Source organism: Asanoa sp. WMMD1127, from assembly GCF_029626225.1.
Classification (GTDB): Bacteria; Actinomycetota; Actinomycetes; order Mycobacteriales; family Micromonosporaceae; genus Asanoa.
This window is the reverse complement of record NZ_JARUBP010000001.1, coordinates 2,139,927-2,151,992: the sequence shown is the minus strand read 5'-3', so window position 1 is coordinate 2,151,992 and position 12,066 is coordinate 2,139,927. Positions and strand designations below refer to the sequence as shown.

General features: G+C 70.6%; 10 protein-coding genes. 4 read left to right on the top strand and 6 right to left on the bottom strand.

Features of this window, described 5'->3' with window-relative positions:
* Window positions 1–41: 41 nt before the first annotated feature.
* Window positions 42–2,237, bottom strand: a complete 2,196-nt coding sequence (locus O7635_RS10315) for a (Fe-S)-binding protein (RefSeq protein ID WP_278080192.1) — start codon at window positions 2,235–2,237, stop codon at window positions 42–44.
* 117 nt (window positions 2,238–2,354) lie between these two features.
* Window positions 2,355–2,618, bottom strand: coding sequence for a cell division protein CrgA (locus O7635_RS10310; protein WP_278080191.1), 264 nt, complete (start codon window positions 2,616–2,618; stop codon window positions 2,355–2,357).
* A 211-nt stretch (window positions 2,619–2,829) separates the two neighbouring features.
* Here O7635_RS10310 and O7635_RS10305 point away from each other — a divergent pair, with 211 nt between their 5' ends.
* The 4 genes from O7635_RS10305 to O7635_RS10290 are packed head-to-tail and all read left to right on the top strand — an operon-like array spanning window position 2,830 to window position 5,745.
* Window positions 2,830–3,579 (top strand): DUF881 domain-containing protein, encoded by a 750-nt coding sequence (locus O7635_RS10305; RefSeq protein ID WP_278080190.1) that lies wholly within the window; start codon window positions 2,830–2,832, stop codon window positions 3,577–3,579.
* A 13-nt stretch (window positions 3,580–3,592) separates the two neighbouring features.
* On the top strand, window positions 3,593–4,792 hold the full coding sequence (locus O7635_RS10300) for a class E sortase (protein WP_278080189.1): 1,200 nt from the start codon (window positions 3,593–3,595) through the stop codon (window positions 4,790–4,792).
* A gap of 4 nt (window positions 4,793–4,796) precedes the next feature.
* Complete coding sequence (locus tag O7635_RS10295) at window positions 4,797–5,090, top strand: hypothetical protein (RefSeq protein ID WP_278080188.1); 294 nt, start codon at window positions 4,797–4,799, stop codon at window positions 5,088–5,090.
* A gap of 4 nt (window positions 5,091–5,094) precedes the next feature.
* Window positions 5,095–5,745, top strand: coding sequence for an aminodeoxychorismate/anthranilate synthase component II (locus O7635_RS10290; RefSeq protein WP_278080187.1), 651 nt, complete (start codon window positions 5,095–5,097; stop codon window positions 5,743–5,745).
* Between the two features lie 166 nt (window positions 5,746–5,911).
* Here O7635_RS10290 and pknB read toward each other — a convergent pair whose 3' ends face one another.
* The 4 genes from pknB to O7635_RS10270 are packed head-to-tail and all read right to left on the bottom strand — an operon-like array spanning window position 5,912 to window position 12,066.
* Window positions 5,912–7,723, bottom strand: a complete 1,812-nt coding sequence (gene pknB / locus O7635_RS10285; RefSeq protein WP_278080186.1) for a Stk1 family PASTA domain-containing Ser/Thr kinase — start codon at window positions 7,721–7,723, stop codon at window positions 5,912–5,914.
* Window positions 7,720–9,180 carry a serine/threonine-protein kinase gene (locus O7635_RS10280; RefSeq protein WP_278080185.1) on the bottom strand — a complete coding sequence of 487 codons (1,461 nt, stop codon included), beginning with the start codon at window positions 9,178–9,180 and terminating at the stop codon, window positions 7,720–7,722. Before O7635_RS10280 ends, pknB begins: the two co-directional genes overlap by 4 nt.
* Before the next feature lies 1 nt (window position 9,181).
* Window positions 9,182–10,687 carry a penicillin-binding protein 2 gene (locus tag O7635_RS10275; protein ID WP_278080184.1) on the bottom strand — a complete coding sequence of 502 codons (1,506 nt, stop codon included), beginning with the start codon at window positions 10,685–10,687 and terminating at the stop codon, window positions 9,182–9,184.
* Window positions 10,684–12,066, bottom strand: coding sequence for an FtsW/RodA/SpoVE family cell cycle protein (locus O7635_RS10270; RefSeq protein ID WP_278085430.1), 1,383 nt, complete (start codon window positions 12,064–12,066; stop codon window positions 10,684–10,686). Before O7635_RS10270 ends, O7635_RS10275 begins: the two co-directional genes overlap by 4 nt.

Here is a 12,066-nt window from a genome sequence, read left to right as displayed (position 1 = left end):
CGCTACAACTGCGGTTTACCGCAGCCCGCGGGCTGTGGTTGTCAGCCGGCGGCGGTGACCTCGGGCTCGGCCGGCGAAGCCGGGCTTTCCGGCTTGACCGAGCGCAGCAGCACGGTGGCCACGTCGACCACCTCGACGCCGTCGGTGGCGCCGGCGGCCTGCTTGGCGGTGACGCCGTCGCTGATCATCGTGAAGCAGAACGGGCAGCCGACCGCGATCGTGTGGGCGCCGGTGGAGATGGCCTCCTCGACCCGCTCGATGTTGATCCGCTTGCCGATGCGCTCTTCCATCCACATCCGGGCGCCGCCGGCGCCGCAGCAGAAGGAGCGCTCGCTGTTGCGGGGCATCTCGGTGACGTCGGCACCACCGGCGGACGCCTCGAGCACCTCGCGCGGCGGCGTGAAGACCCGGTTGTGCCGGCCCAGGTAGCACGGGTCGTGGAAGGTGACGCCGCCGTCCACCGGCTGCACCGGGGTGAGCTTCCCGGAGGCGACCAGGTCGGCGAGCAGCTGCGTGTGGTGCACGACCTCGAACGAGCCGCCCAGGGCGCCGTACTCGTTGCGCAGGGTGTTGAAGCAGTGCGGGCAGGACGCGACGATCTTCTTGACCCCCGCCTCGTTGAGGGTCTCCACGTTCTGCTGGGCGAGCATCTGGAACACGAACTCGTTGCCCATGCGGCGGGCCGGGTCTCCGGTGCAGGTCTCGCCCTCGCCGAGGATCGCGAAGTCGACGCCGGCCTCGTGCAGCAGCGTGGCGACGGCGCGGGTGGTCTTCTTGGCCCGGTCCTCGAACGCGCCCGCGCAGCCGACCCAGAACAGGTATTCGAAGTCGTCGCCGGCGCCGGCCCGCTTGACCTCGAACTCGAGGCCCTTGGTCCAGTCTTCGCGGGTGTTCGGCGGGGCGCCCCACGGGTTGCCCTTGTTCTCCAGGTTGCGGAGCATCACGCCGGCCTCGGACGGGAACGACGACTCGATCAGCACCTGGTAGCGCCGCATGTCGACGATGTGGTCGACGTGCTCGATGTCGACGGGGCACTGCTCGACGCACGCACCACAGGTCGTGCACGACCAGAGCACGTCGGGGTCGATCACACCGCCGTCGGAGGCGCCGCCGATCAGCGGGCGGTCCGCCTCGGCCATGGCCAGCACGTCGACCCCGGCCAGCTGCTCCGCGGTGGCCTTCTCCTCGCCGGTCAGGTCCTTGCCGCCGCCGGCCAACAGATAGGGGGCTTTCGCGTACGCGTGGTCGCGCAGCGAGAGCACCAGCAGCTTCGGTGAGAGCGGCTTGCCGGTGTTCCACGCCGGGCACTGCGACTGGCACCGCCCGCACTCGGTGCAGGTGGAGAAGTCGAGCAGGCCCTTCCAGGTGAACTGCTCGACCTGGGCGACGCCGAACTGGTCCTTCTCCGGGTCGGCCTCCTCGAAGTCGAGTGGCGCGCCGTTGGAGGTCATCGGCTTGAGCGCGCCCAAGCCGGAGCCGGCGGGCTTGGCGGGGTCGCGCTTGAAGAAGATGTTGGGGAACGCCAGGAACCGGTGCCAGGCGACGCCCATGGTGATGTTCAGCGAGATCACGATGAGCCAGGTCATCGAGATGACGATCTTGATTGCGGCGACGACCGGAGCGCCGGACTCCCAGGCCGGGAGGATCGAGCCGAGGCCGTGTGACAGCGGGGCCGCCCAGGTCGGGAACTCGAGGTGGTCGGTGGCGGCCTTGAAGCCGCGGATCAGGAACCCGCAGATCAGCACGCCGACGATGACCCACTCGACGAAGTAGCCCTGCCACATCGTCGAGCCGGTGAACCGGGACAGCCCGCGGGCCCGGCCGGGCCGGTTCCGCAGCCGCACTGAGATCAGATAAGCGATGCCGAGGATGCCCAGGATGCCGATGATCTCGGTGACGAAGCCGAACACCACCCAGCCGGACAGCCACGGGATGCCGCCCGATGGTGAGACGACCTCGAAGTAGGCCTCCAGCACCAGCAGCGACAGCACGACGAAGGCGACCATCACGAACCAGTGGGCCGCGCCGACGGCCGACCACTTCAGCATCCGGGTGTGGCCGGCGGTCTCCTTGAGCATGACCTTGGTGCGGGCACCCCAGGAGCCGAGCCGGGCCGGATCGGGCTGCCCGAGGCGGACGACGCTCAGCATCCGCGTGACAGCGCGGGCGGCGAGCGCGACGGCGACGAGCGTGATGAGACCAGCGATGGTCGTGCAGATGACCTCGACGACGCCCATGCGCACAGCCTCCGTTGGCTAGGTGTGACTGAGGACCAGGTTACGGCACTAGTTACTGGTCAGTAACGTGAGGTATGCCGCACCTGGTCTTCGGATCTCACCTTAACCGGGAAGAGATCAGCGCCAGCGGCTGAACACCGCGAGGGAGGCGACCATCGCCCCGAAGCCGATCGCCAGGTTCCAGTAGCTCCACGAGGCCACCGGGTAGTTGGTGTCGGAGAGGTAGTAGACGACCAACCAGGCGATGCCGAACACGATCAGGGCGACGCCCGTGATCGGAAGCCAGCTCGGGCTGGGCTTGCGGCTCGCTGCGGCCGCCGACGGACGCACGTCGGTCGGCGGGGTGTAGACCTTCTTCTTGCGAACCTGCGACTTGGGCACGACGCTCTCTCCTGGTTGTGGTCCTCGCTCGGGCCTGTCAACCGGCGACGGTCCATGGCCAATAATGTTCGCCAGCTAGCGTAATCAACGCGGCGCGTCGCGGCCATGGACGGGCGGCACCGGGTTTATGGGAATAATCCCCGGCATCCGCATCGACCAGCGTGCACGGAGGAGGACCCTGGTGCCCAACTCGTCAGCATGGCGACCTGCGGTGCGCCGGATCACACGCCTCCGGAAGCCGCGCAACGCCTGGTCGGCCCTGGTGCCGCTGATCGCGCTGGCCGCCGGGTTGCTGTTCACCACGAGCGCCAAGACCGCCGACGGTACGGCGCTGCGCGAGGACCGGCGCCCCCGGCTGGCCCAGGTCGTCGACGAGGAGCGCAACCGGGTGACGGCGAGCCAGCAGCGGGCCCGGGAGCTGGCCGAGGCGGTGCGCGGGCAAACCGACGCGCTGGCCCGCACCGACGGGCCGATCCGGGCCGAGAGCGAGCGGGCCAAGGGCATGGAGGCGGCGGCCGGGTTCACCGCGGTGCACGGTCCGGGGCTGACGGTGCGGCTCGACGACGCGCCGCAGCGGCCGGGGGATCGCCCGGACGGCGTACGGCCGGATGACCTGGTCGTCCACCAGAGTGACGTGCAGGCGGCGGTCAACGCGCTCTGGGCCGGTGGCGCCGAAGCTATGTCGATCATGGGTGTCCGGGTGCTGTCGACCAGCGCGGTACGCTGTGTCGGCAACACCTTGCTCCTGCACGGACGCGTCTACTCACCACCGTTCGTGATCACGGCGATCGGTGATCCCAGCGCTATGCAACGCGCTTTGGGCGAATCCGATGGCGTACGTCTCTTCAAAGACGCTGTCGATCACTTCCAGCTCGGCTATCAAGAGACGGTGGAGAAGGACGTGACGATACCGGCGTTCGAGGGGTCGAGTGCCCTTCGATCAGCAAAGGTGACTTCATGAGGCTTTTGCCGTCATGACGGGCGACCAGAACGGGCGCCATCGGGCGCCGGACACCAGCGACGCGACCGCGGTCATCCCGCGGGTGGTGGACGGGCCGGCGCCGAGTCCGCTGCCCCGCCGGATCACCGAACAGCCGGCCTCGACGGCCCGCCCGCACCCGCGCCCGCTCGACGCGTCCGCCGGGTCCCGCCAGCCGGCACCGGCCGTGCGCCCGCCCGCGCCCGAGCCCTCGCCGGACACCACCGCGGTCATCCCGAAGGCGGTCGACACCACCGCCGTGATCCCCAAGGTGGCCCGCCCGGTCGTCGTGCCGGGCACCGGCGGCGCGGCACCGGACCAGACGGCGGTCATCCCCAAGGTGACCGCGCCCGACATGACCACCGTCATGGGGGCCGTGCCACCGGCGCCGGTCAAGCCGCACCCGTCCGAGCTGCCCCCGCCGGTCAAGCCGCGCCGGGGCGAGCGGGTCGTGCGCCTGCGGGCCGAGCACGTCGGTGACGACTACCGGAGCGTCTACTCGGAGCTGACCCGGCCGACCGTCTGGTCCCGGATCCGCAGCGGCATCCGGGTCGGTGGCGAGCTGATGATCACCTTCGGCCTGGTGGTGCTGCTCTTCGCCGCGTACGAGGTCTGGGGTGTCGGGGTCGTCCAGGGCGGCAAGCAGGACGCCCTCGCCGGCGCGCTGGAGCAGCAGTGGGCCAACGAGCCGGGCGACGACCCGACGGTCGGCCCCACCGCCGGCACCGGCGGGCTCGGCTCCAAGACGGCCGGCATCGCCAAGCTCTACATTCCGAAGCTCGGCCAGCAGTGGGTGGTGGTCGACGGGGTCACCCAGGCCGACATCCGCTACGCCCCCGGGCACTATCCCGACACGGCCGGGCCGGGCCAGATCGGCAACTTCTCCGTCGCCGGCCACCGCAACCGGGCGACCTTCTGGCGGCTCGACGAGCTCGACAACGGTGACGCGATCGTCGTCGAGGACAAGAGCAACTGGTACGTCTACCACGTGGTCAAGACGCGGATCGTGCTGCCGACGCAGGTCGAGGTGGTGGCGCCGGTGCCGATGCTGCCGGGCTCCAAGCCGACCAAGGCGATGGTCACGCTGACCACCTGCAACCCGAAGTTCGACAACTACCAGCGCCTGATCGTCCACGGCGAGCTGGTCCGCACCCAGCCGAAGTCGCAGGGCGACCCGGCCGAGCTGGGAGGCTGATCCCGTGTACGCGTGGATCTGGCGCAAGCTGCCGTTCGACGGCTTCCTCGGGAAGTTCGCGACCTCGATCGTGCTGGTCACAGGCATCCTGGCGCTGTTCTGGTTCGTGGTGTTCCCGTGGGCCGAGCCGCTGCTGCCCTTCGACGACGTGCAGGTGACCCAGGAGGGTGGGGTGCCGGCCGGGCCCGGCGCAGAGGACCCTGGCATGGTGGGACCGAGCGCCGACCCACGGGAGTCCGGCCTCGACGACCACGACATCCCGTACTCGACCGAGACCGACAACCCGAGCCCGAGGTGACGCCATGCGCGTCCTGGTGATCGACAACTACGACTCGTTCGTCTTCAACCTGGTGCAATACCTGGGGCAGCTGGGCGTCGAGTGCGACGTGCGGCGCAACGACGAGATCGACCTCGCCGCGGTCGGCCGGTCCGGCGCGGCCGGCGTCCTGCTCTCCCCCGGCCCGGGCACCCCCGAGCGGGCGGGCATCTGCATCGACGTCATCCAGGAATACGGCGGCAAGCTGCCGATCTTCGGCGTCTGCCTGGGGCACCAGGCGATCGGGGCGGCGTTCGGCGCGACCGTCACCCGGGCGCCGGAGTTGCTGCACGGCAAGACCTCGCTGGTGCACCACCGCGGGGCGGGCGTGCTCGACGGGCTGCCCGACCCGTTCACCGCGACGCGCTACCACTCGCTCGCGGTGCTGCCGGAGACGCTGCCCGACGAGATCGAGGTGACCGGCGCCACGGAGTCCGGCATCGTGATGGCCATGCGGCACCGCACGCTGCCGATCGAGGGCGTGCAGTTCCACCCCGAGTCGGTGCTGACCGAGGGCGGCCACCTGATGCTGGCCAACTGGCTCGCCGCGTGTGGCTACCGCGCCGCGCTGGAGCGCGCCCCGGAGCTGTCGGCCGAGGTCGACGCCCGGCGCCGAGCCGCGTTCGCCGCGGCCTGACGCTTAGGGTCTGTCTCGAAGGCATGGCCGGAGCGAGGCGAGGCCCAGGCGTCGGCTGGGACCGCGCCGGGCGCGGCCGGATACCGGTGTTGTATCCGGTCGTGACCGGCGTGGTTCCAGGCGGCGTCTGGGTCCGCCGCAGCCCGGCCAGGACTCGAGACAGACCCTAGTTCTGGCGGTCGCCGCCGACGATCGGACGGCCACCGCCGACGCCCGGCAGGATGTCGCCGATCCCGCCGTTGTTGCCCGGCGGCGGAGCGGTCGGAGTGCCGGTCGGGTCGTCGTCGGGCTCCTCGAACACCGAGACCTCGATGGTCACGGTGGTGCCCTTCTTCTTCTCGACGTCGCCGTTCGGGTCCTGGTCGGTCACCAGGTTGGCGAGGTTCTCGTCACGCACGACCCGGCCTTCCTCGACGTTGACGTCGAAGCCCTTCTCCCGCAGCAGGGCCTCGGCGACTTCCCGGCTCTTGCCGACCACGTTGGGCACCGAGGTGAGCTCGCCGTTGGAGATCTTCACCTTGATCACGGAGTTGGGCTTGACCGAGGTGCCGGCCTTGTCGTTGCTGATCACCTGGTCCTTGGGCAACGAGCTGTCGACCACGTCGAAGTCGCCTCTGAGCTTGGCCTGCTCGAGCTGGTCCTCGGCGGCCGACCTAGGCAGGCCCTTCAGATCCGGCACCTGCACGGTCCCGGGGCCGGCGCAGACGGTCAGCGTCACCGTGCTCTGCTTGTCGGCCTTGGTGCCGCCCGCCGGATCCTGCGCCGTGACCGTGTTCTCCTTGCAGTCCTCTTCTTCCTTGGGCGTCGTCTGGACCGCGAAGCCCTGCTGCGTCAGCGCGTTCCGCGCGTCGGCGACCGGCTGGCCCACCACGGACGCCACGTCCAGCTTCTCGTTGCGGCCGTTCTGCACGAGCAGGCCGGCGACCAGGGCGATCACGGCCAGCACGCCGAGCACGCTGAGCACGGCCAACACCCAGTTGGACCGCTTGCGGGCCTGCGCGTCGCCGACCCGGGCGGCCGGGATCGCGCGCGTCTGGGGGCCGCCCTGCGGCCGCCGCACCACCGTGGTGGCCGCGCCGGCGGCGCCCATCGGCATGGTCTCCTGGTCGCGCATCACCGGCGTGGCCATCACGGGCCGGCCGCTGGCGGCGCGGAGCAGGTCGGCGCGCATCTCGCCGGCGCTCTGGTAGCGGTTGAGCGGGTTCTTCGACAGTGCCTTGAGCACGATCGCGTCGATCGGCGGCGTCACGTCGCGGTTGATCTCGCTCGGCGCCCGGGGGTCTTCCCGGACGTGCTGGTAGGCCACGCTGACCGGGCTGTCGCCGACGAACGGCGGGTGGCCGCAGAGGAGCTCGAAGAGCACGCAACCGCCCGCGTAGACGTCGGATCGGGCGTCGACCGCCTCGCCGCGGGCCTGCTCGGGCGAAAGATATTGTGCCGTGCCGATCACCGCGCTGGTCTGCGTCATGGTGGTCGCGCCGCTGGCCAGGGCCCGGGCGATGCCGAAGTCCATGACCTTGACCTGGCCGTTCTGCGTGAGCATCACGTTGCCGGGCTTGATGTCACGGTGGATGATGCCGTGCCGGTGGCTGAACTCGAGCGCGGCGCAGATGTCGGCGGTGATCTCCAGGGCCCGGCGCGGCATCAGCCGACCCTCGGCGGCCAGCACCTCCTTGAGGGTGCGGCCGTTGACGAACTCCATGACGATGAACGGCAGGGTCTCGCCGGTGGGCGCGATCTCCTCGCCGGTGTCGTAGACGGCGACGATCGCCGGGTGGTTGAGGGAGGCGGCGTTCTGGGCCTCGCGCCGGAACCGCATCTGGAACGTCGCGTCGCGGGCGAGATCGGTGCGAAGCATCTTGATCGCGACGTCGCGGCCGAGCCGGAGGTCGCGGCCGCGGTGCACCTCGGCCATGCCGCCGTATCCGAGCAGCTCGCCGACCTGGTACCTGCCACCCAGCAGGCGGGCCTGCGTCATCTCGTCAACATTCCTTCGCTCGTCATCCCGATGTGGAGGATTCGCTCTCCAAGACGGTACGGGCCATCAGCCGCCTCGGTTCCACCGACGGGGAGATGAAGCGTGGTCGTTACCTTCTCGATGGGGGCCATCGAACTCGAACCGCCGCCGTTGCCGCCGTCGCTGTTGCGCTGACTGAGCATGTAGGAGATGACCCCTGCGCAGACCAGCACCAGCACGCCGAGTATCACTGCCAACACGACCAGTAACCGCCGCCCTCCGCTGCTGGGTTCGGCTGCGGATGGCACCGACGCATAACCGTATCCTGCGGGCGCCGGCGGCCGATTTGCCGGCATGGTCGGATATCCGCTGCGCGCCGGCGGGCCGCTGTTGACCGGCGGCGGAGCGTGGTGCGGCGGGGTCGGGTGGCCACCGCCGCTGCGGGGCGCCGCCGGGTTCTGGTTGACCGGGCCACTGCGCGGCGCGGCCGGGTTCGCATTGACGGGGCCGCCGCGCGGCGCAGCCGGGTTCGGGTTGACCGGGCCGGGCACCGTCGCCCGGCCGCTCGGCGCCAGCGCCGGCGAGGCGGGCGCCCCGGAGATCGGGCCGACCTTGGGCGGCGCGGACGGGGCCAGCGGCCGGTGCGGCTGGGACGGTGCGGCCAGCGTCGCCGCCGCCTGGCGGGCCACCGCCGAGAAGGCCGAGGCGGTCGGCCAGCGCGCGCCCGGATCCTTGGCCATCGCGCGCTCGACGATCGACCGGATCGCCGGCGGGATGTCGTGCGGCAGCGGCCGGGCCAGCTCCCGCACGTGCTTCATCGCGATCTCGAGCGGGTTGTCGCCCTCGAACGGCCGCCGCCCGGAGAGGCACTGGTAGGCGACGACGCCCAGGGCGTACACGTCGGACGAGGGGGTGGCGATGGCGCCCGCGGCCTGCTCGGGCGAGATGTAGGAGGCGGTGCCGAGCACCGAGCCGGCCGCTGTGAGCTGGCCCACGATGTCGGACCGGGCGATGCCGAAGTCGGTCAGCACCAGCGTGCCGTTGGGGCGCACGAGCAGGTTGCCGGGCTTGACGTCGCGGTGCACGATGCCCTTCTCGTGCGCCGCCTGCAGCGCGTCGGCCGCCTGCGCGACCAGGGCCATCGTGCGGGCGGGGGTGAGCCGGCCGACCCGGCTCAGCGTCCGGGACAGCGCGTCGCCCTCGACGTACTCCATGATCAGGAAGGCGATCTGCTGGTCGCTGCCGTAGTCGTAGACATCGACCACGCCCGGGTGGTTGATCGTGGCCATCGTGCGGGCCTCGCCGCGGAACCGCTCGGCGAAGCCGGGCTCGTCGAGCAGCGCGGGCAGCAGGATCTTGACCGCCACCGTGCGGCCCAGCACCTCGTCGGTGCCCCGCCAGACGTCGCCCATGCCGCCGCCGGCGATGCGCTCGTCGAGGCGGTAGCGGCCGCCGAGCATGACCCCGGGACTGATCACCTCAGCTGCCCTCCGCGTCGGTGACCACCGCGCGCATGATCAGGCCGCCGATCCGGGCCGCCTCGGCGCTGCCGCCGCTGCCGGCCTCCTGCAGGAAGACCGCGACGGCGCTGACCGGCTTGCCGTCCTTCATCGCGAAGCCGATGAACCAGCCGTGGTCTTCCCGGTCGGCCGCGGACTGGGCGGTGCCGGTCTTGCCGCCGACCACCACCCCGTCGATCTGGGCGTTGCGACCGGTGCCGTTCTCGACGACGTTGACCATCATGTCCTGCAGGTCGGCCGCCACCTGGCTGCTGACGACGGAGCCGTTGAGCTCCTTCGGCGTCGCCGTGTAGTGCGAGGTCGTGCGGTCCGGGCCGAGCAGCTTCGACACCAGGTAAGGCCGCATCTGGCGGCCGTTGTTGGCGACCGCCGCGGCGATCAGCGCGCCCTGCATCGGCGTCATCCGGACGTTGTTCTGGCCGATGCCGCTCTGGGCCAGCGCGGCCGGGTCGTCGCCGCCGTCGGGGTTCTTGATGTCGCCGGTCTCGCTGGGCGCGACCGGCAGCCCTTCGGCGTTGAGCCGCCCGCAGGTCAGGTCCGTCCGGCCGAAACCGAACTTGCGGGCCTCGTCCTTGATCTTGTCAGCGCCGAGCGCGACCGCCAGCTTCGCGAAGCCCGTGTTGCAGGACTCGGTCAGCGCCTCGCGGAGGCTGACCTGGGCTTCGGGGCAGATCGACGCGGCCGCGTTGCGGATGTCGGTGCCCGAGGTCGGCGGCGTGTAGGAGGAGCCGGCCGAGATCTGGGTCTGCTGCGTGTAGCCGTTCTCCAGGGCCGCCGCGGCGTCGATCACCTTGAACGTGGAGCCTGGCGGGTACGTTTCGCTCAGCGCCCGGTTGATCAGCGGCTTGTCCGGGTCTTTCTCGAGCTTGTTGAAGGCCGCCTCGGCCGCGGCGGTGTCGTGGCTGGCCAATGGGTTCGGGTCGAAGCTGGGCATCGACACGAGGGCCTGCACGGCGCCGGTCTCGGGGTTGATGGCCACGGCCGCGCCCTTGTCGACGCCGACCCGGTTGTTGCTCAGCTCCTTGAAGGCCGTCTCCTGCGCCCGCTTGGACAGGCTCAGGAGCACGCTGCCGCCGGGGGTCTTCTCGCCCGTCCACAGGTCGGAGATGCGGTCGGCGACCAGCGCGTCGGAGGTGCCGGCGAGGAACTCGTCCTCGCTGCGCTCGATGCCGGTGGCCGCCAGGTTGACCGGCTTGTAGCCGACGACGTGGGCGTAGGTCTCGTCGGTCGGATACTGCCGGATGTATTTGAGCTCGCCGTCGGTGGGCTTGCTGGTCGCCAGCGCGGTGCGGCCCGCCTCGATGACGCCGCGCTCGCGCTCGTATTCGGCGATCTGGACCCGGCCGTTGTAGTCGCTGTTGCGGTATTCGTCGGCCTTGTAGGCCTGCACCCAGTTGAGGTTGACGAAGAGCAGCGCGAAGAGGACCAGGACGACGACGCCGACCCGGCGCAGTGGTGCGTTCACGGCTTGATCACCTCCGTGGGCGCCCCGTGCAACTGCGCGGGTGCGCTCGCTGTCGCGCCACTCGGCCGGGCCGACACCGAGGCGTCGACCGGTCGGCGCGCCGCGTCGGACACCCGCAGGAGCACCGCGATCAGCATCCAGTTGGCCATCAGCGACGAACCGCCGGCCGACAGGAACGGGGTGGTCTGGCCGGTCAGCGGGATCAGCCGACTGATCCCACCCACGATGACGAACACCTGCAAGGCCAGCGTGAAGGCGAGGCCGCCGGCGAGCAGCTTGCCGAACGAATCCCGCACCGCCAGACCGGCACGCAGGCCGCGCTGCACGATCAGCAGGTAGACGATCAGCAGCGCGGAGAGCCCGAAGAGGCCGATCTCCTCGCCGATCCCGGCGAAGATGAAGTCGTTGTGCACCTCGGGGATCTTGGTCGGCTGGCCGCCACCCGGACCCGCGCCGAACAGCCCGCCGCTGCCCAACCCGAGCAGCGACTGCACCAGTTGGTAGCCGCGCTCGTAGGGGTCCGAGAACGGGTCGAGCCAGATCTCCGCGCGGTCGTAGAAGTTGGCGAACGGGCCGCCCACCGACGCGCCGAGGAGATAGGCGCTGTATGCCCCGCCGAAGAACAGCAGCAGACCGATGATCAGCCAGCTGACCCGCTCGGTGGCGATGTAGAGCGTGACCACGAACATGCCGAAATAGAGCAGCGAGGTGCCGAGGTCCTTCTCGAAGATCAGGACCAGCAGCGAGACCGCCCAGACCGCGAGCACCGGCCCCAGGTCGCGACCGCGCGGGAAGTCGACGCCGAGCACGCGGCGGCTGGCCAGCGAGAGCACCTCGCGTTTGCGCACGAGGTAGTAGGCGAAGAAGGCGAGCAGGGCCAGCTTGGCGAACTCACCCGGCTGGATCTGGAAGCCGCCGACCCTGATCCACAGCTTGGCGCCGTTGATCTCGGAGAACCGCCCGGGCAACAGGGCCGGGATCAGGACCAGGACGATACCGCCGAGCCCCAGCGTGTACGCGTAGCGGGAGATCGCGCGGTGGTCCTTGACGACCAGGAGCACGAGGGCCGCGAACACGACCGCGATCAGCGTCCAGGCGAGCTGGCGGCCACCCGTACCGGCGAAGATCGGGTAGTTGAGCCGTTCGGCGGCCGGCGCCTCGGCCAGGTCGAGCCGGCGCAGGAAGCCCACGCCGATGCCGTTGAGCAGCGCGACCGCGGGGATCAGGGCCGGGTCGGCGTAGGGCGCCGTGTAGCGGACGACCAGGTGCAGGCCCAGGAAGAGCGCGCTGAGCACGGCCGTCGGCACCCAGAAGTTGCCGGTGATCGTGTCGAACATGGTGAGCTGGATCGTCGCGGCGTAGGCAGCGACCAGCGCCAT

Coding starts and splice junctions, on each gene's coding strand:
- O7635_RS10270 (WP_278085430.1), bottom strand. CDS start 12,066: ATGGCGCTGGTCGCTGCCTACGCCGCGACGATCCAGCTCACCATGTTC.
- O7635_RS10290 (WP_278080187.1), top strand. CDS start 5,095: ATGCGCGTCCTGGTGATCGACAACTACGACTCGTTCGTCTTCAACCTG.
- O7635_RS10315 (WP_278080192.1), bottom strand. CDS start 2,237: ATGGGCGTCGTCGAGGTCATCTGCACGACCATCGCTGGTCTCATCACG.
- O7635_RS10300 (WP_278080189.1), top strand. CDS start 3,593: ATGACGGGCGACCAGAACGGGCGCCATCGGGCGCCGGACACCAGCGAC.
- pknB (WP_278080186.1), bottom strand. CDS start 7,723: ATGACGCAGGCCCGCCTGCTGGGTGGCAGGTACCAGGTCGGCGAGCTG.